Below are 23,904 nucleotides of genomic sequence, written 5' to 3'. Positions count from 1 at the left end.
TGATATAGTCTGAGCAGTCGATTATCGCTTGCTGAACTGCGGAGCGCGACGAGCTGCTTTGAGACCGTATTTCTTTCTTTCTTTCATACGCGGATCTCTTGTTAAGAAACCAGCTTTCTTTAATACCGGACGGTACTCGATGTCTGCGTGAAGCAGAGCTCTGGAGATACCATGACGGATAGCGCCTGCCTGTCCGGAAACTCCGCCGCCGCGAACGTTAACGATAACGTCGAACTTATCAGCTGTCTCTGTTGCTGCTAACGGCTGACGAACGATGAGCTTTAATGTCTCAAGACCAAGATACTCATCGATATCTCTCTTGTTGATTGTGATCTTACCTGTTCCCGGTACAAGATATACTCTTGCGATAGATTTTTTTCTTCTGCCTGTTCCGTAATATTTTGTGCTAGCCATTATGAATTTCCTCCTTTCAGACCTCTAATTAAAATTTGATTTCTAAAACTTCCGGCTTCTGTGCTGCCTGCTCGTGATCCGGGCCAGCGTAAACGTGAAGTTTTGTGATCATGCTTCTTCCTAAAGGTCCCTTCGGGAGCATTCCCTTAACTGCTAACTCGATAACCTTCTCCGGCTTCTTCTCGAGCATTTCTCTTAAAGTTGTCTCTTTCATTCCGCCTACATAGTCGGAGTGGCTGTAGTAGATCTTCTGGTCTAACTTCTTACCTGTAACTTTGATCTTGGAAGCGTTTGTTACGATCACGTAATCGCCGCAGTCGATGTGCGGAGTGTAGATCGGTTTGTTCTTTCCTCTTAAGATCTTTGCTACTTCTGATGTCAGACGACCTAATGTATATCCTGTAGCGTCAACTACGTACCATTTTCTCTCAATTGTTGCTGGACTAGCCATAAAGCTCTTCATGGGTTGACCTCCTGTTTGTACTAAATCAATCAATGTTCCTTTATCGTAAAATACTGTCTCCGGGGCTTTGGCTACAGCATTTTCAACCGATGTCACAGTTATACATTATATTATACATGGTCGGGTGTGTCAACCATTTTTCTTCAAAATTTCGATTAAATTTTGCCGAAAAACCTATATTTTATCGTGGTTTTGGCATGGTCCGCTTAATCGTTCCCCGATACACGATCTCAGCCACAACTGCTGCCGCAAACTCCGTGATCCAGAACGCGTTCCAGACTGCGCCGCCGCCGAACAGATGGCAGAGAATAAAGGCAGACGGAAGGATGACTACGATATAGCGGAGCAGGGAGATCACAAGGGACTGGACACCCATGCCGATTCCCTCCAGGGCACCAGACGCTGTTACTGAGACCGTTGAGACGATGAATCCGGCGCTGATGATCCGGAGGGCCGCGCCGCCTGCTGCGATGGTCTCCGCGTTGTCGGTAAAGGCACCAATCAGCGTGTTGGAGATCGTAAGGCAGAGCACCGTTCCTGCTGCCATAATTACGCCGGCCATAGCTAACGTTATCTTATAGATCTTCCCGACTCTCTCACGCTCTCCGGCGCCGAAATTGTAACCGATCACCGGGCGCATGCCCTGGATGATGCCGCTGGCCGGGAAATAGAGGAAGGTCTGCAGTTTATAGTAAATTCCAAGAATAACCACATAGCTTCTGGAATACTGCGCCAGCAGACCATTTAACACAAAGATCATGACGGAGGGCAGCGCCAGATTGAGGATCGCCGGGATCCCAATCCCGTAGAGCTTCTTCATCGTATTTCCACCGGGAATCTTATACCTTGCTTCCAGCTTTACCGGAACCGGACCTCGGAAATAGAAGGCAAGGTAGACTGCGAGCGAGATAAGCTGCCCCACACCTGTGGCAATTGCCGCGCCGGAGATTCCCATTTTCGGAAAGAATGCCAGTCCAAAGATTAAAATCGGATCCAGGATAATGTTTGTGATGCAGCCGCCAAGCAGGGCAATCATGGACACCTTCATCCGCCCCACTGCCTGAAAGATCTTTTCGAAAGCCAGTCCTGCCATGATGATCGGTGAAAACAGGAATGCGACGGATGCGTAGCGCACACCGTACCGGATGACCTCCTGATCGCCTGTGAATCTCCTAAGGAATCCTGGCATGATGACGATGCAGATCACAGAGAGGATGATCCCGTGGATCACAGACAGGACAACACCCTGAGTCGCTGCCCGGCGCGCTTCATTCTCTTTTCCGGCACCTCTCGCTGTGGCGATCAAAGCGTTGATCCCCACCCCGAAACCGATGGCCATGGCATTGATGAAATTCTGGATCGGAAATACCAGAGACAGCGCTTCCATGGCATTCTCGCTGATCCGGGCAACAAAATAACTGTCTACTATATTATAGAGGGAATTCACCAGCATGGACAGGACCATGGGCATTCCCATTCCGAGGAGAAGAGGAAAGATCGGCTTCTCCTTCATGAAAGTTTCATTCATGATTCTAACCTCCCATATAATTTTTAAAGTAACGGTTCCATATGTAAAACTTCGTTGATATAAGCAATAAAAAGAATGTACCTCGACACATCATTGGCACGTAGTTCCTTTTTGTTTAGCGGGAAGTTCTATCGGAATTTTCTGTTAAACAAAAAACGCCACACAACCACCCATAAAGCTTTTAGGTGATTGTGTGGCGAAAAAAGTTCTTCTCTAAAAATCCACACGAGTTTTAACGTCTGGTAGAATAACATAGATTTCGGATTCTGTCAACTATCCGGAGCCCGAAGACTCGGTGATCCGAACCTCTCACTCTCTAAGGCCCGAACATCTCACTTCCGCATCTGTCCGGCAAAATCTGCCATGTCCGATGCTGGCAGCTGATCACGCATCTGCGATGCTGCGATTCCTTCTGTTTCACAGCGATTTCGTACCTTGCTTCTTTTTCTCCAGATAATCATTTAACTCCGCGTTCTTCACATTTGTGATAAACATATGACCCGGGGCGTGGGTGATGACGATCGGCGGCTTCGCCCGCTCGACGGCTGCCTGTGGGGTCACGCCGCAGGCCCAGAATACCGGGATCTCGCCCTCGCGGATCTCCACTGGATCTCCATAGTCCGGATGGTCGATATCCTTGATGCCGATCTTTTCCGGATCGCCCATGTGGACAGGACCACCGTGAACATTCGGGAACTTTTCTGTAATCTCTGCTGCCTTCTTTGCGTTCTCCGGCGTCATCGGGCGCATGCTGCATACAAGCGGACCTTCAAACACACCGGCTTTCTCGCATTCGATGTTCGTCTTGTACATCGGAACATTTCTGCCCATTGAGATGTGGCGCACGTCGATTCCGGCCTGTAAAAGCGCCTCCTCGAAGGAAAAGCTGCAGCCGATAAGAAAACCAACGAAATCATCCTGCCAATATTCAGAAGCATCTGTCACCTCATCGACCTTCACGCCGTTTTTATAGATAAAGTACCGCGGAATATCGGTAACGATATTCGCTCCCTCGCCCATATCATGAACCAGCGGGGAGCCGTCCATGATCTCGAGGATCGGACACGGTTTCGGATTGCGCTCCGCGAACTTTTTAAAATCCTCCGCGTATTTTTTCGGCAGGATCACAAGGTTTGCCTGTGCGTATCCCCCGCACATTCCGGCTGTCGGTTCTGTGATCTCACCGTCACGGATCTTTTTCCAGATCTCTTCCGGTCTTGCCGTTCTGTAATCTCCCATTTTTCACTACCCCTTTCTCCTATGCCGTTCTTTTCCTTTCCGGCATCTTAAGGTCCCTGTTCCCCATGACCCATTCTGCTGAAATGCTTCGCCGATCAGGTCATTTTCCGGTCTGCATCTTCATATTTCTTCTTACCGGAATCTCACAACCTCTTTTTCAAGCTCCACAAGAAACTCTTTTCCATTTACCGAGATCTTATAAGTTCCCGCCTTTACCCATGCGGTCTTGTTCGCCTCGGATGCCGCTGCGATCGCCACCGCCTGCTCATCATCCGCCGGTTCCACCGGGGTATTCAGTCTCTTCGCAAGCGCGTCAAACTCTTCTTTTTCCTTACAATAGAGAGCCTGCGCCTCATCCACCGTGACTTTCTCAAAGTGGATCTTCATTCCCGGCATACACTGGGCAAGCACCGGAAGATCCACAGAGATCACATTGGCGATCTTTGTGTAGCCGCCTGTGGTCTGATGGTCCGCCATCATGACGATAGGATTTCCGTGGGACGGAACCTGGACAGCGCCGAAGCTGATGCCGTCAGTGATGATGTCACCGCCGTTTTTATGCTCGATCACATCGCCTTCCATGCGACAGCCCATGCGGTCGTACTCGTTGGAGATCGTGTAGGTGCTGTTTAAGAAGGTGTTGATTCCCTTATCTGTAAAACAGTCGTCCTGCGGGCCCATAACGACTCTGAGGGTCCATTCCTTTGCCCCGTAGGACGGAAGTCCGTATACACGCTCGGCCATATGCGGGAGCCAGGATGCAGGAGCGCGGAAAGCGATCTCATCGCCGGTTCCTAATTTTCTTCCCTCGTATCCGCCGACTTTTGATTTCAGGTTCGTGGATCTGCTTCCCATAACGACCGGGATATCAAGTCCGCCCGCAAAAGCGATATACGCACGGCTTCCGCCGTACATGCCCATGAAGCTCAACGTCTGGCCCGCTTTTACCAGAACCGCACGGTATCTCTCCACCGGTTTTCCGTCGATCTTTGCCCCGAGGTCGCCGCCTGTCACCGCGATGATCTCATCTTCTGTAAATTTCATCGTCGGGCCCATCATCGTGATCTCGATGACCGCCTCGTTCGTATCATTTCCAACAAGGATATTGGCGAGTGACGCTGCCCTGGTATCCATGACACCAGATACGGACATTCCAGTCTCCTGAAATCCGTAACGTCCCATATCCTGAATCGTTGTCAGGAATCCGCCGTTTATGATCTGAATGCCCATCACTCCGCCTCCTTATCATATACTACATACTGATATGTATCGTTCTCCACCTGTTTTTCGATGGCTTTGTACTCTTCTTCCGTCACCGGGCGGAATTTGATATACTGTCCGGACTCCAGGAGTACCGGTTTTTCCCGCTCGGAATCATACAGCTTTAACGGAGTTCTTCCGATGAGCTGCCAGCCGCCCGGGGATGCCACCGGATAGATTCCAGTCTGCTCTCCGGCGATTCCCACGGAGCCGCCCTCGATCTTTACGCGCGGACTCTTCAAACGCGGAGTCGCGATACGCTTGTCCATGCCGCCGAGGTACGGGAATCCCGCGATAAATCCCAGCATGTAGATCAGGTACTCTTCGGAGGAGTGGATCTTTACGACTTCCTCTTCCGTAAGTCCGTTATGCTCTGCCACATTCGCAAGGTCCGGTCCCATCTCCCCGCCGTAAAGCACCGGGATCTCGATCACCGTTGGCGGCGGGATCTGGATGCTGCCCATGGAGGACAGAACCTGCTCAAATTTTTCTGTCAGTGCTGAGAACCGGATCACTTCCGGCTTGTATACAACAAGAAGGGAACGGTAGGTCGGTACGGTCTCGACGATTCCCTCAATCTGTTCTTTCTCTAACGCGATCTTGAATGCGCGGATCTTCCGGTTGATCTCCGGACTGATCTCATTTCCAAATTCCACGGTGACTGCACAGTCACCGGAAACCAGATATCTTACATTTCCCACAGCGAGTCTCCTCTCTATACATTTGCGGCTGTTTGACATTTGTAAAATGTCAAACAGCTGCACTCTTTTTCCTATAAACTTAAATTTTTGATCTCGACGCCTTCCGCGATCAGTGTCTCACGGATATTCTTTACGAACTCCAATGCCTTTGGGTTATCTCCGTGAACGCAGATAGAGTCTGCCTTGATCGCGATATCGTTTCCGTTGATGGACTCGACTTTTCCTTCTTTTACCATACGGATCACACGTTTGATCGCAAGGTCTTTGTCCTTGATCACTGCGCCCGGAAGCTTTCTTGATACGAGAGTTCCGTCATCGTTGTAAGCGCGGTCAGCGAAGACCTCACTTGCAGCGCGGAGACCGACTTTTTCTGCTGCCGTGATCATCTTAGAACCTGCAAGTCCCATGAAGATGATGTCCTTATCTACCTCATAAACTGCCTCACACATTGCGATGGCTAACTTCTCGTCAACAGCTGCCATGTTGTAAAGAGCGCCGTGCGGTTTTACATGCTGGATCTTTACGCCGTGGGCGGTACAGAACGCCATGAGAGCGCCCAGCTGGTAGCGGACATAAGCTTTCGCTTCATCCGGCGTCACTGCCATATTGCGGCGTCCGAATCCCACAAGGTCCGGGAATCCCGGGTGTGCGCCGACGGCTGTTCCGAACTCTTTCGCCAGAGCAACGGTCTTTTCCATCACCATCGCGTCACCTGCGTGCCAGCCACATGCCACGTTTGCGGAGGAGACGTACTTTAAGATCTCCTCATCCATTCCGATCGTATAATTTCCAAAGCTTTCTCCAAGGTCACTGTTTAAATCTACACGGTACATAATATTTCCTCCTTGCTTTCCCTGCCCGTATTTTCTAAATTTCCTATCTACTATTTTAAACGACTTGCATCACAATCTCAATACATAATTAACCGAACATCTTTAATATTCCCGGAAGAGCTTTGATTCCGGAGAATCCTGTGAGCAGTACCACGCACACGCCTAAAACGATGAGGATCGTCGGATGCTTGTAATCCTCGCCGACGATCTTCTTGTTTCTGCTCGCGAGAAGGATCGTTAAGAGGGTCAGCGGAAGGATCAGTCCGTTTAAAGCGCCCGCAAGTACGAGAAGTGCTGCCGGCTTTCCGAGGATCGCCATGATCAGTGTGGAGGCTGTGATAAATCCGATCACGAACCACTTTTCATTCTTCATGATAAACGGATGAAGAGTCTTTAAAAATGAAACCGATGTATAAGCCGCGCCGATGACGGATGTTGTAGCGGCGAAGAAAAGAACAAGACCAAAGATCTTATATCCGATCACGCCAGCTCCGAGACGGAACGCGTCTGCTGCCGGATTTGAAGCGTCGAGTGTCACATCCGGGTTTGCTGTCACGACACCGAGAACCGCAAGGAACAGCAGGATCCTCATGATTCCGGAAACGCTGACACCCATTAAAACGGACTGGCGTACATGCGGAAGATCTTTCTTTCCGGAATATCCGGCGTCAAGAAGACGGTGCGCACCGGAGAATGTGATATATCCGCCGCAGCTTCCTCCGAGAAGCGTGATGAGCGGAAGGACAAGGGCACCCACATCGCCCGGGTGGAAAATACTGCTCACAGCGTCCCCTACCGGAGGTTTGGATTTGATCGCCACATAGAGAACTACGATGATCATGATACTTCCAAGGTATTTTGTCAGCTTATCCATGCTGGCCTTCGCGTCCTTGGAGAGGAAGATCAGGATTCCGATGATTCCCGCGATAAAGGTTCCAACCGTCGTCGGTATTCCGAACAATACGTTGAGTCCCAGGGCTCCGCCTCCGACATTTCCGATGTTGAATGCCAGACCGCCGAGGGCAACCATGAACGCGATAAAGTATCCGAGCCCCGGAAGGACTTTATTTGCAATATCCTGTCCGCGCATGCCGGACACACCGATCACCGACCAGATATTTAACTGTGTCGTCACATCCAGCAGGATCGTACAGATGATCACCAGCGCGAAAATGCTTTTATACTGAGCCGTAAATGTGGAAGTCTGTGTCAGGAAGCCCGGTCCGATCGCGGATGTCGCCATCAGGAACGCAGCTCCCATCAAGGTCGTCATGTTGCTGTGTTTTTTCTTTTCCCCCATAAATGAGTACCCCTTTCGTATCTTTTCTACAACTGATGCCTTTATTTTATCTGACTTTTTAGTGATATTCAACTATATTTTTCGGTTTCGGAAAATATTTTTGAAATTTTCAAAAAAATCGTGCGAATCCGCTCATTTTCAGCGAGCGATTTCGCACGATGTGAATTTTTGCACGTTTTCAATTGTTCAGCAGATCTGCGCCCTTCCGCGAGGGCCGTAAGATTTCAGTCTTCCTTATCAAGTCTTCTCTTCATGGAGAATCTTGTGATCCCCAAAAGGGCCGCCGCTTTTGTCACGTTGTTTCCGCAGAGCTTCAGCGCCTGGTCCATGTAGATCTGTTCCAGCATGGAAACCTCCTGATCGAGACTGATCGGTCCTTTCCGAAGATCCTTTAGCGCAAACGGCTCTCCTGTCCGGGTATCATCTTTCCAGTCCACCCGTTTTAATTCCACATGTTTTTCAAGCACGTCCCCCTGACAGAATAAGAAGCAGCGCTCAAAAATATTTTTCAGTTCCCGAACATTCCCTTTCCAGTCATACAAAAGCAGCTCCCGCATAAAATCAGGATCCACATGGGTGATATTCTTTCCAAACATGCCGTTATAATATTTCAGGTAATAATCGCAGAGCGCCGGAATATCCTCTTTCCGCTCCCGTAACGGCGGGATCACAAGCTCCATGACATTGATCCGGTAGAAAAGATCTTCCCGGAATTCCCCCTGCTTTACGGCGTGTTCCAGATTCCGGTTTGTCGCCGCGATCACCCGGGCATCCACTTCGATGTCCTCCAGGCCACCCACACGCTTGAACTTCTTATGGTCCAGGAACGTGAGGATCTTTGTCTGCATGGACAGTGGAAGTTCCCCGATCTCATCCAAGAACACGGTTCCGCCTGCTGCCAGCTCGATCAGGCCCTTCTTCGTCTTCATCGCACCCGCAAAGGCCCCCCGCTCATAGCCAAAGAGCTCGCTCTCCATCAGATGTTCCGGAATTGCGCTGCAGTTGATGCGGACCATCAGGTGGTCCCTCCGGTCGCTGCAGGCATGGATCAGGGACGCCGCAACCTCTTTTCCCGTTCCGGTCTCGCCCCGGATCAGAACATTCACCGTGGAATTCTTTCCAAGAAGTCCGATGTGGCGCCGGATCCGCATCGCGGCATCGCTGACTCCGATAAATTCCTGCGTTTTTCCCTTTAGGAACTCCAGGGATTCCCGATCCTGCATCTGACCAATGCAGCGGCTGGCGATCCGGTCGATCTCGTCAATATCAAAGGGCTTTAAAATATAGTCGTAAGCGCCGCGCTTCGTCGCCTCCACCGCCTGGGCGACAGAGCCGTACGCCGTCATCAGGATCACCTGAACCTCCTCATCGGCGGAACGGAACGTGGAGATCTCGTCGATCCCGAGGCTGTCCTGCAGGCGGTTATCCAGGAGGATCACCTGCGGATGGAACGTTTTCATCTTCTCGAGAGCGTCCTTCACCGTTTCCGCCGACTGGGTCTCGTATCCCCGGTCCTTCAGTCCTTCCTCCAGCGTAAACCGGATCAGAAATTCGTCATCAACGATCAGTACCTTTTTCATGTTCATCCCTGCTTTCAAAAATCAGGCGCACCGTTGTTCCGCAGCCCGGAGCGCTTTCCATTTCCATTTTGCCGTGGTTCTGCTCGATCAGCCGGTTTACGATCGCCAGACCGAGCCCGACGCCGTTAATGCTCTTCGTGTAGAACGGCTCTCTTGCACGTTTCAGTTCCTCTTCATTCATTCCTTTTCCGTTGTCGGAGACGCAGAATGTAGTCATACCTCCGTCGGAAGACACTGAGAGACGGATCTTCCCCGTGCCGTCCCGGCTGACCGCCCGCATGCTGTTCGTCAGAAGATTGTACAGCATCTGGCGCATTTCATTCTCATCGGCAAACACCTCACATGCCGCGCAGTCTGTCTCGAACGTGACATTCTGCTGTTCGCACTCCTTCGCGTAGATAGATGCCACCTCCCGCAGCACCGCATCCGCCGGAAAGACATGTCTGTGGTTTTCCTTCTTTACCGACAGCGTAAACAGGTCATTGATCAGCCCGGTCACCCGGTCGATCTCATGGAGCATGCTGTCGCAGAGAAGCTTTTCATTCTCCTTCACCGCCCGTCCGCCCAGGACCTGGATCCCGGAACGGATCCCGGCCAGCGGATTCTTGATCTCGTGGGCCAGCGCCGATGACATCCGGCTCGTATACTCCATTTTTGTGTAGTTATCAAGGTTTTTCAGAAGATCCTCAAAAGTTCTCGCCAGCTGGCCGATCTCGTCCTTTCTCGCTGTCTCCGGGAAACTGTACTCCCGGAACCCGTCCTTGTTCTCATCGAGCTTTTTACACGCTGCGCCCATGCTGCGGATCGGTTTTGTGAGACTCCAGGCGAGGAACACGCTGACCTGGACGATAACCAGGAGACTGGCCACAGCGCCCACAATGACGTAATTCTGTTCTTCTAGGATCGCGTTCTCGAATGACTTTTTATCCATCCAGTATTCCAGACGCCACCCCAGGGAATTTCCACTGTCCGCGTACAGGAGTTCCATGTTCCCGTCCGGGATCTCCTCGTCACCCGTGATGACCGTACCGTCGGCAGCCATGATCCGCACCGCCGGATCATAATAGAAATTATACTTCTGCTGGATCTCATCCTCACTCAGTTTTCCCTGCAGATAGTAAATATCCGCCTCCATGCCGCGGATCGTGGTCCTCGCGTACTCTTTTCTGTCCTTAAGCTTTTCTGTATATCCATTATACACCGAAATAGCACAGAATGCACAGACCACCAGAATTCCCACCGTGACGAACGGCAGCATGATCTCATGCTCGATCCTGCAGAACCATGATCGAAACAGTTGTTTTTTCTTTCCGCTCATTCTTCTGCCCCTCTCTTCTTCTCAAACATCGGGATCACAACATAGACCGCCGCTGCGCACAGTGTTGCCGGAAATGCCCAGTATATCTGGAGATCCATTTTCCAGAACAAGACAGAGCAGATAAGTCCCGTAAAGAACGCTCCCACCGCCCCGGCTTTCGTTCTCCGTTTCCAGTACAGTCCACCGTAGATCAGAGGGGCAAGCGCCGCCGAGAATAATCCCCAGATGTCCGCTCCGAAGGACAGCATGTCCTCCGGCGGATTTACGGATAAGATCAAAGCAGCCGTGCCACCTATGAAGATAAATACCCGCGCCAGGATGAGGATCTGTTCCTCCGACATCTTCTTTTTTGTGATCTGGGCAGCCACATCGTAGGACAGCATGCAGCCGATCAGGTGAAGCTGGGAGTTCGCCGTTGAGACACAGGCGCCGATCACGCTGATCAGAAAGAAACCGCTGAACGGTGTGTTCATGAGATTGACCACTGCATAGATAAATACGTCATCCGCGGAGCAGTAATTTTTCAGCTGCGGAAAGAGGATCCGCAGTCCAAGACCGATCTGGGTCAGTGCAAAGTACAGCACGCACAGGAATATCAGTGCATGCAGGATCATATGTTTTGCGGTTTTTTTATCCTTCGCCGCCAGGATCCTGACCATATACTGGGGATTCGATGCCAGTCCCATTCCCCAGCCGAAGAACATAGAGATATATACGAAGATTCCAATCTCCGCTGTCTGATTTTCAAAAACGCCCTTGCTCTTTATGAGTTCATGCACAGTCTGATCCGTCAAAAACCAGTGTCCCGGAACATTTTTTACGATAACCAGATACAGAACCCCGATGCTCACAGAGAGCATAATCAGATTGAGGCAGTCCGACTTCGTGACGGAGTTAAAGCCGCCGAAGCTCGAATAGAGGATAAAAAGATAGACAAGAAAGACAGCTACCTTGTAATTGATATTCAGCAGGCTGGATACCGCGATGCCAAATCCCTTGATCTGGATCATCAGATAGAAAATATAGCCGCAGATCATAAAAATGGCCGATGCTGTCTGCAGAAATTTTGAATCATGCTTTTTTCCAATCAGCTGTGGGATCGACAGGACATCATTCTCGTATAGCCGGTCCGTCATCAGATACAGGAGACCCGCGCCGATAAACCACGGGATGACCGACGACGCGATGACAGAGAGTCCGCTGTGGTATACGTTTCCCGTAAATCCCAGAATCGTCGCCGCGGAGACCCAGGTTCCGACAAATGTGAAAAACAGGCGTTTTTCGTCATTTTTTCTCTCACCGACGAAAAACTTGGAGAGAGAATCGCTTTCCGAAAAGGAGAGCTTTCCGATGACCAGGAACACAACGGAATAGATCACAAAATAGATCAGCTGGATCAGTACCTGGTTCATAGCGCCCTCCCCGTATATTCCGTTCCGTAGCTGCCGTCATCCAGCCTGCGGAGTCGGTAATATCCATAACTTTCCGTCTCCGACACCTCATATCCATCCGGAATCGTCACAAACACTTCCTTCGCCCCATTCCGGTATGCCTGATGCACCATGCGGCGGATCAGGCGGGGGAGTTCTTCGGGTTCGGAGAACCTGATCCGCACGCGGGAAACTCCGTCGGATTCCAAGCTGGTCTGGTCCAGAACAGCGTCCCAATGTTCATTTCTCCCAATGATCTCCTTTGGGATCTCCCTCTCATACTCGATTCCCACAAGTGTCAGCCCCTTCGCCGGAGCAGTCTGTCCCGCCTCTTTGCGGTTTCTTGCCTCCAGTACCTCTTTCACATGTTCCGGCTCCCACTCACCGGTTCCGACTTTTAACAGGGTTCCCGCGATGATCCGCACCATGTTGTAGAGGAATCCGCTGCCGCAAAGGCGGATCGTTACGATGTCCTCATCATTCTTTTTCACCTCGGCCCCGTAGATCGTCCGGACCGTCTCCTCCGCCTGGTGGTTTGCGGCGCAGAAGCTGATGAAATCATGTTCCCCGATGAGATATTTTGCCGCCTCATTCATCTTTTCCACGTTTAACGGGTAATAGCAGAAATGGGCGTAGAGGCGTCTTGTCGGGATCTCGATCTTACAGTTTAAGATCTGATACTCGTAGGTCTTTACGCAGTTCTGCTTTCTCGGATGCCAGTCCAGGGGAACCTCCTCGGATTCCACCACACGGATATCCTCCGGAAGTCCGCGGTTTACCGCGTAACAGAATTTATCTCCCGGGATCCGGCTCTCCGTGTCGAAGACCGCCACGTTTCCTCTTGCATGGACACCGGAGTCAGTCCGGCTTGCCCCAATGACGCAGACAGGCTCTTTCAGAAGATCCGAAAGAGCCTTATTTAACATCTCCTCTATGGTAACGCCATTGGGCTGGAGCTGCCAGCCCTTGTATGCGGTGCCGTCGTAGGCAATCGTCAGTTTGATTCGTCTCATAGCTTTATTGTTTTCCCTCTGCTGCCCGGGGATTCCCGGGCAAATTTACTTTTATACAAATCCAGCAGCTAATTTGCAGCCGAATCCAATTCTGCCCGGTTTTCCGGATAGAATCAGATATCAAATTACCTTTTCCCAGCTGAAATCGCTCATTTCTTGTAACTATTCAGTACCTTCATAGTTACGTGCAAAAATCCATTCCAGATCAGCTTCGCTGATGGGATTTTTGCCTTCCAGCCTATGTTTCCTTACGGTCAGCGCAGCAAGTGCGCAGACCTACTGAACAGTTACCATTTCTTTACAAAACGACCTTAAGCAAAATTGCCACCACAAAATACACCAGATACGCCCCATAAACCATGTGGTCCCTCTTCGCGTACTTAAGCGGTTTCATCTTCGTTCTTCCCTCGCCGCCGCGGTAGCATCTCGCCTCCATGGCCATCGCGAGGTCCGTGGCACGGCGGAATGCGGATACGAAAAGCGGTACAAGAAGCGGTACCATGGATTTCGCCTTCTGGATCAGATTCCCGCTCTCGAAGTCAGCACCTCTCGCCATCTGCGCTTTCATGATCTTATCCGTCTCCTCAATTAAGATCGGGATAAACCGGAGCGCAATAGACATCATCATGGACACCTCGTGGACCGGAACACCGACCTTCTTTAAAAATCCAAGGCTCTTTTCCAGACCGTCTGTCAGCTGGTTCGGCGTCGTTGTGAGTGTAAGGATCGTGGATCCCATAACGAGATAAACAAGACGGATCGCCATGAATGCCGCAAACCGGAGACCTTCCCAGGTCATCTGCAGGAAACCGATCTTAAAGATCGGGGTACCCGGCGTCAGGAACAGGTTAAAGCTGACGCTGAGGAGAAGCAGGAACATGATGGATTTTAAGCCGCGCACCATGAATTTTACCGGGACATTGGAGAGCTTGATGGCAGTGATCAGAAAGATCGTCGCCGCAAGGTATGCCCAAAGGTTATCCGCGATAAATAAGGTTACAATGTATACAAGAGTTCCAAATAATTTTGTTCTCGGATCCAGCCTGTGAAGCAGGGAATCAACCGGGTAGTACTGTCCAAGTGTGATATCTCTTAACATGTCTTTTCCTCCCCGGCTGTCTTTTCTGTGATGTCCGCATTCCCAGAGGCTGTTCCGGCGGCGTTCCCATGACCTGCGTTCTCGGAAACTGCTCCAGCTGTGCTTACCTGAGCTGCATTTCCGGAACTTTTTCCATTCTTTTCGTGCCAGATCTTAAGGATCGCATTCTTCGCCTCTTCCACCGTCGTGATATCCGGATCCAGCGGGATCCCCTTGTCGATCAGCTTGTGCACCACATAGGTGATCTGCGGAGCCGCAAGGCCAATGGCTTCCAGCTCTTTATAGTGGCGGAATACTTCCTTCGGGGTTCCGTCGAAGACCTTCTCGCCGTGGTTCATGACTACAAGACGTGACACATATCGCGCCACATCCTCCATGCTGTGGGAGACGAGAATGATCGTCAGCCCCTGCTCGTTATGGAGCTTTTGTACGAGTCCTAAAATGTCGTCGCGGCCTTTCGGGTCGAGGCCGGCTGTCGGCTCATCTAAGATCAGGACCTCCGGCTTCATTGCGAGAACACCCGCGATAGCCACTCGACGCTTCTGTCCGCCGGAGAGGTCGAAGGGGGACTGCTTATAAAAGCTCTCATCGAGTCCCACCATGTCAAGCGCCTCTTTCGCGCGCTTCTCGATCTCCTCCTTCGGGAGTCCCAGATTCTTCGGTCCAAAGCAGACATCTGAGAATACATCCACCTCAAACAGCTGATGCTCCGGATACTGGAAAACAAGCCCCACATGGCTGCGGAGCTCTTTCATGGAATATCCCTCTTTATAAATACTCTCTCCGTTATAAAGGATATCTCCACTCGTTGCCTTTAAAAGTCCGTTTAAATGCTGGGTCAGGGTTGATTTTCCGGATCCGGTATGACCGATGAGGCCGATAAACTCGCCATCATGGATCGTAAGATTTACATCCTTTAAGGCATACTGCTCAAATATCGTTCCCTGCCCGTATATATGATTCAAGTGTTTAATTTCGATTGCCATATTTCCACCATTTCTCCACTATTTTAAGAGCGGAACAAGTTCGTCCACAAGCTCGTCGATGGAAAGAATTCCATAAGGAAGATCCATTCCGGCTTCCTTTAATTCATCTGCCAGTTCCGTTACCTGCGGCACATCGAGGCTGTATTTTTTCAGTTCCTTGACTCTGGAAAAGACCTCTTTCGGGGTTCCGTCCATCACGACATGTCCACCGTCGATAACGACTACGCGGTCCGCGTCGATGACCTCTTCCATATAGTGGGTGATCAGAACTACCGTGATCCCTTCCTGACGGTTCAGTTCATGAACCGTTTTAATGACCTCACGGCGTCCGTTCGGGTCTAACATCGCTGTCGGCTCATCCAGAACGATACACCGGGGCTTCATCGCCATAACGCCAGCGATAGCCACGCGCTGTTTCTGTCCACCGGAAAGCTTATTCGGAGACTGAAGTCTGTAGGCCGTCATGCCGACCGCCTCAAGGCTCTTGTCGACCCGCGCCCAGATCTCCTCCGTCGGAACTCCCATATTCTCCGGGCCGAATCCGACGTCCTCTTCCACCACGTTTCCGATGATCTGGTTGTCCGGGTTCTGGAATACCATTCCCGCCGTCTTTCGTACATCCCAGAGATGCTCCTCGTCGTCCGTCCTCATTTTAGAAATATAGACTGTTCCATCCGTTGGAAGCAGGATTCCGTTCATCAGCTTCGCGAAGGTGGATTTTCCGGATCCGTTATGTCCCAGAATCGCTACAAAATCGCCTTCCTTGATATCCAGAGAGACGCCTTTTAACGCATGGCTGACCTCATCCTTGTCTTCCTCTTCATCGTGCCTGATATAGTCAAAGATCAGGTTCACTGCTTTAATGATTCCCATAGAAATCCTTTCTCGTTTTTCATAAACTTCAAGTGACTGCGGCGCCGCATACACCTTCAGGCTGCCGCGACAAATGTTTACACGTTTCTAAATTTTAGTTGATATCTCATAGTAAGTCAAGTGTTTTCGCATGGTTCCAGGAGCTTACCTCTTCAGATATGTGAAAACGGCATGCCACAGGATTTCTCCCATGACATGCCGTCCATCATTCCTTTCTAACTTACCCAGAGCCCCGATGCATCCAACGTATATCCGTCGATCACAGTGGACGCTGCCATCGCTCCGTTCGCGTTCAGGTAATACCACTGTCCCGGTGCTGTCTGGCGCCAGCCGATAGCCATCGCGCCGTCGGCATCCATGTAGTACCAGACACCGCCGATCTGCTTCCAGCCGGTCACCATCTTTCCGTCACTTCCGAGGTAATACCACTTATTATTGACCAGTCTCCATCCCGTCGCCATGTATCCGTTCTCGTCGAAATAATACCAAGTTCCGAGGATCCGGTACCACTGGGAGGTCACGATCTGGCCATTCTCGTCCACATACTTCTTTCCGTCCGCGTAATTCTTCCAGCTGCCCTCCGTGTCACCCAGGTCATCCAGGTAGCGGTCGGAGGAGACGATATACTCGCTGCTCTTGCGGTACTTCGCATCGTTCGTTGTCTTTCCCACCGCGCGGATCTCGTAATAGTAGTTTCCCTCTCTTCCCATATACTCGGAGAGGTCCTTGCTGGTTCCCGTCGCATCGATGGTCCGGAGATAATAGTCATCCCGGTACAGGCGGATCTGATATCCCGTCGCATAATCGACTTTCTTCCATACCGCTTTCATATGGTTCGAAGCGCTCCAGCCGGCTTCATCCGGGGACTCCAGCCATACCACCGGGTAGTAAGTGACTGTGACCTTCAAGTCATCATCCACTTTCACTGCCTTACTCAACGTCGCACCGGAGATCTGGCAGGACTTTGAACCGTAGCTGGAGGAGAACTCTCTTCCGCTGGAGGAAAGAATCAGCGTTGCCGTCACTTTCGTTCCAGGATTCCATTTTTCTACATCCTTGCTCCACTCCACGGATGTGATCTCGATCCCGTAGCTGCTGCAGCTGATCTCCGGCTCCTCGATCACGCCGGGATCTTCATACTTGTCTTTAAAGGTGATCCTTATAGAATTCACCGTCGGCGCAGCCAGTGCAGGAAGAACCATCCATATCGTCATCACGATCAGAATTCCTGCTGCCGCAAGCCATTTTCCAAAAGTTTTCTGTCTCATAAGGTGCTCCTTTCCTGTATTTTCAGTCTGCTGGAAAATATTCCGACGATTTTCACCGCATAACCGCATGCCCTGCAGGTTCAGATCTTTACTGCGGTTTTCTCCAGATACCGTCCTGATCTAAATAGAAGGTATCGATCACTTCATTGACCGCCTTATGTCCATCCGGATACAGGTAGTAGATCTGTCCGTCGATGTTCTGCCATCCTGTGAGCATTCCGCCGTCGCCGCCGAGGTAATAAGCCTTATCACCCAGCGTGATCCAGCCGGTCACCATAACTCCGCTCTCGGAGAGATAATACCAGGTATTGTTGTAGAGAAGCCAGCCCGTCTGCATCTTTCCGTCACCGTTCATGTAGTAATAAACGCCGTTCTTCATCTGCCAGCCGGTGAGCATCATTCCGTTTGCGTCAAATAAATACCAGATATTTCCGATAAATCCCCAGCCGTTCTTTAAATAAGTTCCGTCCGGGTAACGATAATACCAGCGGTTTCCGTCGAGGATCCAACCGACCGCATTCCCATTTGACGGGGCCTGCTGGGAATTTCCGGAATTATTTGTGCTGCTGTTGTTGCCGCTTGACGGCTTTTTCTTTGCCGCTCTCGCCGCGTCATTCTCATCGATATAGACCTCATCGGATATGGTCCAGTCGCTCTTTGACGCGTACTTGGATACCTCATCGTTTGACGGGAGCGCGCGCACCTTAAAGGTGTAGGTTCCCTTGGAGCTCATATACGGAAAGAGATCACAGCTGCTGGTGTGGATCTCGCCGCTCTTGTAGACGTTCTTGCTGCCGCGGTAGAGGTACACCTCGTAGGACGCGTCCTCAACGGCCTCCCACTTCGCGAGTCCGAGATCGGAGCTTCCGGACTTTGTGGTCTGCCAGTATGCCTCGCCCGGCGCGTCAAGATCGCCCTTTGCCGGTTTTGTCTTTACGGTAACCACCAGACGGTCGGAAGATGTTCTCGAAGCGCTGACAAAAGTTCCGTTCTTTACCTTTACCTTTGAGGAAGTGTAGGAGCTGCTGCTGAACCTATAGTCATTTAAAGTCTTTAAAGTAACTTTCATGGTGTAGGTTCCGCCGATCTTCACGTCGTTCTTTGTGGAAGACCACTTTGCGGATACGATATCATATTTATCGTTGTTCGGGATCGATACCTCGCAGTTATCAGAATTGTATCCCACATCGAGATCCGGCAGGGATTCCCCCACCGTCGGTGTCACATCCAGCGTGATGCTGACACTGTTCACATAACTGGTCGCCGCAAACGCTGTCTGCGCCCCAGATACCGCAAACACGACCGCCATGACCCATGCGGCCATCCATGTACTTATTTTTTTCCATTTTCTTTCTGCCATAGGATTGCCTCCCCTCAAGTATCTTTCTTTAACTATATTATAAGGTTGGACAATATCTCCCGTCAACTTACGATATTCTGTCTTTTATCGGCAAATCCGTGGCAAATCAAGACTTTAATCCGTTCTCAGAGCATCAATCGGGTTCAGCTTCGCCGCACGGCTCGCCGGCATGTATCCGAAGATGAGTCCGATGGCAACCGAAACAGTAAATGAGATCACAACTGCCGTCATGGTCGGCGGCGCGTCGATTCCCATGAGGGCGCCGATTCCCGTACTTGCTAAGGCTCCGATCATGATTCCGATGATTCCGCCGATGGAGCTTGTGACCAGCGCCTCGATGACGAACTGCAACATGATCACGCTCTTCTTTGCGCCGAGGGCCTTCCTGATGCCGATCTCCCTGGTTCTCTCTGTCACGGACATCAGCATGATGTTCATGACACCGACGCCTGCAACTAACAAGGAGATACCCGCGATACCGCCCAGCATCATGCTCATCATGGCAATCTGCTCATTTAAGGAATCGAGAAGGGAGCTCATTGCTGTCACCGTGTAGAGGTTTTCGCTCTTCATCTTTTCATAGAGAAAATTTTTAAGTTCTGTCGTGCATGTTTCCGTGTCGTTGATGTCCCGCGATGTGAAGGTATAGTTGTTGATCACAGCATTTCTCGCCATCTTCACAGCTCTGGAATACGGGATCCACACAAAGTCATCCATACATCCGTCATCGAACTCAGAGCTGCTCTCCGTCTGCCGTTCCACAACGCCTACGATGGTGTAGCTGTCACCGTTTAACTTGACCGTCTCGCCCACGGCGTTCTGGGAGCCACCGTAGAGTTCCTCCGCCACATAAGCGCCGATGACCGCGACTTTTCGTCTCGCCTCCATGTCGGAGTACTGGAGATTTCTGCCATACTCGATCTCGTAGTCCTTGATTGCGAGATAATCCTCACTGTAGCCGCCGACACTGGTGGAATCCATGGTGTCAGAGTCATGTTTTACCGTGACGCTGACGGACACGTTCGGGGACATGTTCTCGTAGAGGTCTGAATGTTCCTCGTAGAACTCATAAAATTCGTCCACATCGATGGTTCTTGAGGCCACCGCCTTGTACTGGACCGTGATCTGGTTTACGCCCATGGAAGAAAAGCTCTCCACCATGTAGGACATATAGCCGTTGACGATGCTGACCAGGATGATCACCGACGCGACTCCAATGATGATGCCGAGCATCGTCAGAAAGGACCTCAATTTGTTGCCCCAGATACTTTTTAACGCCATTTTAAATGATTGCAGCATACTCTTTCACATCCCCGTCGAAATTGATCTTTCCGTCATGGATCCGCACCACCCGCTTCGCCTCCAGGGCGATGGAGCTGTCGTGGGTGATCATGACGATCGTGTTTCCTTCTTCATTGAGTTTCTTTAAAAAATCAAGCACTTCCCGGCCCGTCCTGGAGTCCAGGGCACCCGTGGGCTCATCCGCCAGGATTAAGGACGGATCTCCTGCGAGAGCCCGCGCAATGGAGACTCGCTGCTGCTGGCCGCCGGAGAGCTGGTTCGGAAGATTCTTCCATTTTTCTTCAAGTCCGACCCTTTTCAGGGAATTCATAGCCCGCTCCCGACGTTCCTTTTTGTCATAACCGGCGTAGAGAAGCGGAAGTTCCACGTTTTCTAAGAGATTTAACTTTGGAAGCAGGTTGTACTGTTGGAATATAAAGCCGATCATGCGGTTTCTGATCTCCGCCAGCTCGTTGTCGGACATATCCGCCACGTCCTCGCCGCCGAGGAAATATTCGCCCTCCGTCGGGACATCCAGGGCGCCGATGATGTTCATCAGAGTTGATTTTCCGCTTCCAGATTTGCCGACGATGGCGACGAACTCGCCTTTGTTGATGGAAAGGCTAATGCCGTCGTTGGCGTGGACTTCCTCGTCGCCCATGTAGTAGATCTTGTAGATATTGCGCAGCTCTATCAGGGGTTCCTGCTTTTCCAACTCCTCATGAACTTTTGAAACTGCCTCTTCCTGTTTCATCGGCTCTTCAGACATTTTTTTCTGCTCTGCGGTATCTATTTGTATTGAGAATTCAGTCTTTTCCATACAATTTATCTCCTATGCACTACTGAGATCTTCGTCCGCTGCCGTTGCCGCCGCCATTTCCGCCGTTTCCTCCAGGACCGCCCGGTACGCCTCCGCCCATATCACCGCCAGGACCGCCCATGCCGCCCATCTGCATCTGATCGGTCTGCGTCGAGCTTCCGGAATCGGAGGAAATGTAGACCTCGTCCCCCTCAGAGAGGCCGGAAAGGATCTCCACATAATCGTCGTTGATGATTCCAGTTGTCACCTGGACCGCCTCGAAGCCGTCCGGGACGTTGCTGCTGCCGGATTTTCCGGAGCCGGTGCTCTTCTTCACATACACTCTGTTTCCACGCATCAGCGCACTCGCCGGGATCACCAGAGCATTCTCAGAGCTGTCGAGAATGATCTTAGCATCCACGTTCATGCCAGGAAGAAGACTTCCCGTATCGTCCAGTGTCACTGTCACCGGATAGTTTGTGACACCGTTGGAGTAGCTGCTCTGCAGACTCACATTTGTGACGGTTCCTGTGAATGTCTCACCTTCCACCGCGTCTGCCGTGATCTCCACAGATTGTCCGACCTTGATGCTTGAGACATCGAGTTCATCCACGGACATCTCCAGTGTCATGGTGGACAAGTCATAGATCACCGCCATGGTGGTCGTTCCGCTGGAGCTCTTGGAGATCTTATCCCCAACCTTCGCGTTTTTCGTGATCACTGTCCCCGAGATCGGCGCTGTGATCGTATAGTCATCCACACTGTCCTGAGTGTTGCTCAGCTTGTTCTCCGCGTTTTCCAGGTTGTCATCTGCGCTCTCCACTGCATCCTTGAATTCCTTTAAATACTCTTCCGCCGTCTTCGCGGTCACCTGGAACAGCTCGGAGTTTTTCTCCACATAAGAACCTTCATGAATCAGAAGGTTCTCGATCTCAAGGCTCTTGTTTCCGGAGATTTCCACGCTCAGGGTCGTCTCCGTCTTCGCGGCGAATGTTCCCTCGGCGCTGCAGACAAATCCATCGACTTTTACGGATGCCGCCGTATCTGTCGTAAGTCCGCCAGGATTGGATACCTCAACGGTCACGTTCTTCACGAGGCGTCCGCCGGAAAGTGTTTCCTCCATGCTGCTGACAACCGTGACGGTTCCGGAGATCTGCTCGCCGGTGTCCTCCAATATCACTGCCGCCTCATCACCCACGTTGATCTCCGCCGCCTCGCCTGAGAGGAACGGGACTGTGATCTTCATAACAGAGTCATCATAGAGATCCGCGATCTTCGTTCCATTATTTACCTTATCGCCCTCTTTGATATAGAGAGTCTTGATATATCCGGACGCTGTGGAGCGGTATGTATTTCCGGCGATCCGCGCTGTCTCCTCGGCGTAATTGGACTGTGCCGTCTGGGCACTTTCCTTCGCGCGCTGGAGACTTGTCTCTGCAGAGCTCAGATCAGAGTCCATGGAAGTCGCGTCGATCCGGTATAGGATCTGGCCTTTTTCCACAACATCGCCCTCCTCAAAGTTTGCCTCGATGACCTCGCCTTCCACCAGTGATGTCACCTCGTAGGTGTCCTTCGGAGACAGGGCGCTGGACGCCGTGAGCTCTGAACTGATGTCCGTCCGCTTCACTGTCGCCGTTGACACAGACTGGTCACCCTGACGTTTCTGGCTCGTGGTCTTTTTCTTATAGAGGAAAAATCCGCCAAGCAGCACTGCCAGAACCACTATAAGCACGATCACGATCCTCCCGCTTTTTCCTTTCCGTTTTTTCCGTTTCTTATCTACGGCCACCTTTTCGTTCTCCATACTCATTCCTTTCCTGTCTATTGAAATCTTCCGCTTCTCTTAACTATGTTCCAGATCTGAATTTCCTTGCCTTAATTTTCTCTACCCGCATTCCTTCTGCGGTATTTCTATTTCATGTATTATATGTATATTCGTAACTAATCAATAATCTCCGACAACATCTACAACCGTATAAGTCGCATTTTCGTCGCTTCCGCTCTTCTCCCACACGATGGCAACCTTGTCATTCACCTCAAACTCTCCGTAGACGGAGAACAGATACTGGAGCTCCGACCCGCTGATCTGGAACTCATCGCCCTCGCCGCCGTTGTCCTGGTAATCGGTGTTTAAGACCACCTTCACCGGTGTGAACGGGTCGCTGGAATCGTAGTAGATCGCCTTGATCCGGCCCTCCGTGGCGCCTTTGTTCTCACCGCCGTTGGAATAGGCGAAGATCATCTTTGTCTCCTCGTGGTAATAGATCACGGTGGCGTAATCGTTGATCTCGCTCTCATCGGACACCTCGCCGTTTAAAAACATGGTAGCGTCTTTCAGGGAAAACGGAACAAGACTCTTTAAGTTCCGGCTGTCATTGTCTAAGATCTTCGGTCCCTTTAAACTGTTATCCAGGATCGAGGATGTATTGATCTCGCCGTCGGAATTGTAGGTCAGGTCAAATATCTTACTGCCGTACTGGTTTCCTTCTTTTGTCTTCGCCTTCATCAGGTTATAGAACAGGTTGATGCAGTCTTCCCTCGTGAGGACCTCGTCAAGATCACGATAGATCCCAGAATCCAGGGACAGGGACTTGAACTTCGCAAGGCGGCTCTCCTGAAGACTTCCGGAGAAATCCTCGTTTGTGTATCCTAAGACTCCCAAAACTGCCTTGATGGCATCCCGCATCGTGATCCCCTCGTCCGGCTTAAAGTTTCCTCCGAGATAACCGGACATCCAGGAATTTGTCGCCGCGGTGCGAATCGCTGAGGAGTATTGGGATTTCGCGGAAACATCTGCGAACACGGACACGGTTCCCGTGGAGTTCGCTGTCTCACGGTAATTGGACGCCTTTACGAGAAGCTCCGCAAACTCACCTCTCGATACGTTTGTCTGATAGTTGCTCGTACTCAAAATTCCAAGCAGTCTCACTGTCTTCTTTCTCATCTCAAATGTGGTGCTGGCCGCATAGGCGTTTACCGTCATCCCCGCGCCCACCGCGCAGACCGTCAGTACCGCCGCTATCATCTTTCCTCTTCTCATTCCCATTCTCCTTTCATCCACCTTGATCGCCAGATCAACATCTCCATGTATTTTTTTCTAATAGTCTCACAGACCCGGTTTCTGTACTTTTAAAGTACATACAGTCAGAACTCCTTGCA

Annotated in this window: 21 protein-coding genes; all 21 read right to left on the bottom strand. The window is 51.1% G+C overall.

Annotated features, from left to right (window positions below; all coding sequences use genetic code 11):
• Positions 1-21: 21 nt before the first annotated feature.
• Positions 22-414, bottom strand: a complete 393-nt coding sequence (gene rpsI / locus ACI3EW_RS03090) for a 30S ribosomal protein S9 (protein WP_021905542.1) — start codon at positions 412-414, stop codon at positions 22-24.
• 28 nt (positions 415-442) lie between these two features.
• Positions 443-877 (bottom strand): 50S ribosomal protein L13, encoded by a 435-nt coding sequence (rplM, locus tag ACI3EW_RS03085; RefSeq protein WP_015553390.1) that lies wholly within the window; start codon positions 875-877, stop codon positions 443-445.
• 181 nt (positions 878-1,058) lie between these two features.
• Complete coding sequence (locus ACI3EW_RS03080; protein ID WP_118529965.1) at positions 1,059-2,405, bottom strand: MATE family efflux transporter; 1,347 nt, start codon at positions 2,403-2,405, stop codon at positions 1,059-1,061.
• Between the two features lie 417 nt (positions 2,406-2,822).
• Positions 2,823-3,644 carry a putative hydro-lyase gene (locus ACI3EW_RS03075; RefSeq protein WP_118529967.1) on the bottom strand — a complete coding sequence of 274 codons (822 nt, stop codon included), beginning with the start codon at positions 3,642-3,644 and terminating at the stop codon, positions 2,823-2,825.
• A 132-nt stretch (positions 3,645-3,776) separates the two neighbouring features.
• Complete coding sequence (locus tag ACI3EW_RS03070) at positions 3,777-4,874, bottom strand: 5-oxoprolinase subunit C family protein (protein ID WP_118529969.1); 1,098 nt, start codon at positions 4,872-4,874, stop codon at positions 3,777-3,779.
• Complete coding sequence (gene pxpB, locus ACI3EW_RS03065; protein WP_118529972.1) at positions 4,874-5,605, bottom strand: 5-oxoprolinase subunit PxpB; 732 nt, start codon at positions 5,603-5,605, stop codon at positions 4,874-4,876. Before pxpB ends, ACI3EW_RS03070 begins: the two co-directional genes overlap by 1 nt.
• 71 nt (positions 5,606-5,676) lie before the next feature.
• Positions 5,677-6,438: a LamB/YcsF family protein gene (locus tag ACI3EW_RS03060; protein WP_015553386.1), complete on the bottom strand. Its 762-nt coding sequence runs from the start codon at positions 6,436-6,438 to the stop codon at positions 5,677-5,679.
• A gap of 88 nt (positions 6,439-6,526) precedes the next feature.
• On the bottom strand, positions 6,527-7,738 hold the full coding sequence (locus tag ACI3EW_RS03055; protein ID WP_015553385.1) for an NRAMP family divalent metal transporter: 1,212 nt from the start codon (positions 7,736-7,738) through the stop codon (positions 6,527-6,529).
• Positions 7,739-7,962: 224 nt separating this feature from the next.
• Positions 7,963-9,318: a sigma-54-dependent transcriptional regulator gene (locus ACI3EW_RS03050; RefSeq protein WP_118529974.1), complete on the bottom strand. Its 1,356-nt coding sequence runs from the start codon at positions 9,316-9,318 to the stop codon at positions 7,963-7,965.
• Positions 9,296-10,636 (bottom strand): sensor histidine kinase, encoded by a 1,341-nt coding sequence (locus tag ACI3EW_RS03045; RefSeq protein WP_118529976.1) that lies wholly within the window; start codon positions 10,634-10,636, stop codon positions 9,296-9,298. Before ACI3EW_RS03045 ends, ACI3EW_RS03050 begins: the two co-directional genes overlap by 23 nt.
• Positions 10,633-12,048, bottom strand: coding sequence for a sodium:solute symporter family protein (locus ACI3EW_RS03040; protein ID WP_485663265.1), 1,416 nt, complete (start codon positions 12,046-12,048; stop codon positions 10,633-10,635). Before ACI3EW_RS03040 ends, ACI3EW_RS03045 begins: the two co-directional genes overlap by 4 nt.
• Complete coding sequence (truA, locus tag ACI3EW_RS03035; protein WP_405581043.1) at positions 12,045-13,079, bottom strand: tRNA pseudouridine(38-40) synthase TruA; 1,035 nt, start codon at positions 13,077-13,079, stop codon at positions 12,045-12,047. The genes ACI3EW_RS03040 and truA overlap by 4 nt, the downstream gene beginning before the upstream one ends.
• Before the next feature lie 298 nt (positions 13,080-13,377).
• Positions 13,378-14,178 (bottom strand): energy-coupling factor transporter transmembrane component T family protein, encoded by an 801-nt coding sequence (locus tag ACI3EW_RS03030; RefSeq protein ID WP_215704642.1) that lies wholly within the window; start codon positions 14,176-14,178, stop codon positions 13,378-13,380.
• Positions 14,172-15,164, bottom strand: coding sequence for an energy-coupling factor transporter ATPase (locus ACI3EW_RS03025; protein WP_405581046.1), 993 nt, complete (start codon positions 15,162-15,164; stop codon positions 14,172-14,174). The genes ACI3EW_RS03030 and ACI3EW_RS03025 overlap by 7 nt, the downstream gene beginning before the upstream one ends.
• A gap of 18 nt (positions 15,165-15,182) precedes the next feature.
• On the bottom strand, positions 15,183-16,037 hold the full coding sequence (locus tag ACI3EW_RS03020) for an energy-coupling factor transporter ATPase (protein WP_015553378.1): 855 nt from the start codon (positions 16,035-16,037) through the stop codon (positions 15,183-15,185).
• Between the two features lie 215 nt (positions 16,038-16,252).
• The gene (locus tag ACI3EW_RS03015; RefSeq protein ID WP_182426754.1) at positions 16,253-17,305 is read right to left on the bottom strand and encodes an N-acetylmuramoyl-L-alanine amidase family protein; all 1,053 of its coding nucleotides are present in this window, start codon (positions 17,303-17,305) and stop codon (positions 16,253-16,255) included.
• A gap of 88 nt (positions 17,306-17,393) precedes the next feature.
• Positions 17,394-18,665, bottom strand: a complete 1,272-nt coding sequence (locus tag ACI3EW_RS03010; protein ID WP_118529989.1) for a PspC-like choline-binding domain-containing protein — start codon at positions 18,663-18,665, stop codon at positions 17,394-17,396.
• Between the two features lie 114 nt (positions 18,666-18,779).
• The gene (locus ACI3EW_RS03005; protein WP_118529991.1) at positions 18,780-19,964 is read right to left on the bottom strand and encodes an ABC transporter permease; all 1,185 of its coding nucleotides are present in this window, start codon (positions 19,962-19,964) and stop codon (positions 18,780-18,782) included.
• On the bottom strand, positions 19,948-20,700 hold the full coding sequence (locus ACI3EW_RS03000; RefSeq protein WP_118530351.1) for an ABC transporter ATP-binding protein: 753 nt from the start codon (positions 20,698-20,700) through the stop codon (positions 19,948-19,950). The genes ACI3EW_RS03005 and ACI3EW_RS03000 overlap by 17 nt, the downstream gene beginning before the upstream one ends.
• 85 nt (positions 20,701-20,785) lie before the next feature.
• On the bottom strand, positions 20,786-22,549 hold the full coding sequence (locus tag ACI3EW_RS02995; RefSeq protein WP_118529993.1) for an efflux RND transporter periplasmic adaptor subunit: 1,764 nt from the start codon (positions 22,547-22,549) through the stop codon (positions 20,786-20,788).
• A gap of 141 nt (positions 22,550-22,690) precedes the next feature.
• Positions 22,691-23,785: an S-layer homology domain-containing protein gene (locus ACI3EW_RS02990; protein ID WP_182426755.1), complete on the bottom strand. Its 1,095-nt coding sequence runs from the start codon at positions 23,783-23,785 to the stop codon at positions 22,691-22,693.
• Between the last annotated feature and the right edge of the window lie 119 nt (positions 23,786-23,904).

The organism is Pilosibacter rotomagensis, from assembly GCF_045062245.2.
Lineage (GTDB): Bacteria > Bacillota > Clostridia > Lachnospirales > Lachnospiraceae > Pilosibacter.
Note: the sequence above shows the minus strand (reverse complement) of the source record. Positions and strands in the feature narration are given on the sequence as shown.

Excerpts from the sequence above, each read along its gene's own strand:
- ACI3EW_RS03010 (WP_118529989.1), bottom strand. The coding sequence starts at position 18,665 with ATGGCAGAAAGAAAATGGAAAAAAATAAGTACATGGATGGCCGCATGG.
- rplM (WP_015553390.1), bottom strand. The coding sequence starts at position 877 with ATGAAGAGCTTTATGGCTAGTCCAGCAACAATTGAGAGAAAATGGTAC.
- ACI3EW_RS03050 (WP_118529974.1), bottom strand. The coding sequence starts at position 9,318 with ATGAAAAAGGTACTGATCGTTGATGACGAATTTCTGATCCGGTTTACG.
- ACI3EW_RS03000 (WP_118530351.1), bottom strand. The coding sequence starts at position 20,700 with ATGAAACAGGAAGAGGCAGTTTCAAAAGTTCATGAGGAGTTGGAAAAG.
- truA (WP_405581043.1), bottom strand. The coding sequence starts at position 13,079 with ATGAGACGAATCAAACTGACGATTGCCTACGACGGCACCGCATACAAG.
- ACI3EW_RS03070 (WP_118529969.1), bottom strand. The coding sequence starts at position 4,874 with ATGGGCATTCAGATCATAAACGGCGGATTCCTGACAACGATTCAGGAT.
- ACI3EW_RS03080 (WP_118529965.1), bottom strand. The coding sequence starts at position 2,405 with ATGAATGAAACTTTCATGAAGGAGAAGCCGATCTTTCCTCTTCTCCTC.
- ACI3EW_RS02990 (WP_182426755.1), bottom strand. The coding sequence starts at position 23,785 with ATGAGAAGAGGAAAGATGATAGCGGCGGTACTGACGGTCTGCGCGGTG.
- ACI3EW_RS03005 (WP_118529991.1), bottom strand. The coding sequence starts at position 19,964 with ATGCTGCAATCATTTAAAATGGCGTTAAAAAGTATCTGGGGCAACAAA.
- ACI3EW_RS03055 (WP_015553385.1), bottom strand. The coding sequence starts at position 7,738 with ATGGGGGAAAAGAAAAAACACAGCAACATGACGACCTTGATGGGAGCT.
- ACI3EW_RS03025 (WP_405581046.1), bottom strand. The coding sequence starts at position 15,164 with ATGGCAATCGAAATTAAACACTTGAATCATATATACGGGCAGGGAACG.
- ACI3EW_RS03075 (WP_118529967.1), bottom strand. The coding sequence starts at position 3,644 with ATGGGAGATTACAGAACGGCAAGACCGGAAGAGATCTGGAAAAAGATC.
- ACI3EW_RS03060 (WP_015553386.1), bottom strand. The coding sequence starts at position 6,438 with ATGTACCGTGTAGATTTAAACAGTGACCTTGGAGAAAGCTTTGGAAAT.
- ACI3EW_RS02995 (WP_118529993.1), bottom strand. The coding sequence starts at position 22,549 with ATGGAGAACGAAAAGGTGGCCGTAGATAAGAAACGGAAAAAACGGAAA.
- ACI3EW_RS03015 (WP_182426754.1), bottom strand. The coding sequence starts at position 17,305 with ATGAGACAGAAAACTTTTGGAAAATGGCTTGCGGCAGCAGGAATTCTG.
- ACI3EW_RS03040 (WP_485663265.1), bottom strand. The coding sequence starts at position 12,048 with ATGAACCAGGTACTGATCCAGCTGATCTATTTTGTGATCTATTCCGTT.
- ACI3EW_RS03030 (WP_215704642.1), bottom strand. The coding sequence starts at position 14,178 with ATGTTAAGAGATATCACACTTGGACAGTACTACCCGGTTGATTCCCTG.
- rpsI (WP_021905542.1), bottom strand. The coding sequence starts at position 414 with ATGGCTAGCACAAAATATTACGGAACAGGCAGAAGAAAAAAATCTATC.
- ACI3EW_RS03045 (WP_118529976.1), bottom strand. The coding sequence starts at position 10,636 with ATGAGCGGAAAGAAAAAACAACTGTTTCGATCATGGTTCTGCAGGATC.
- ACI3EW_RS03020 (WP_015553378.1), bottom strand. The coding sequence starts at position 16,037 with ATGGGAATCATTAAAGCAGTGAACCTGATCTTTGACTATATCAGGCAC.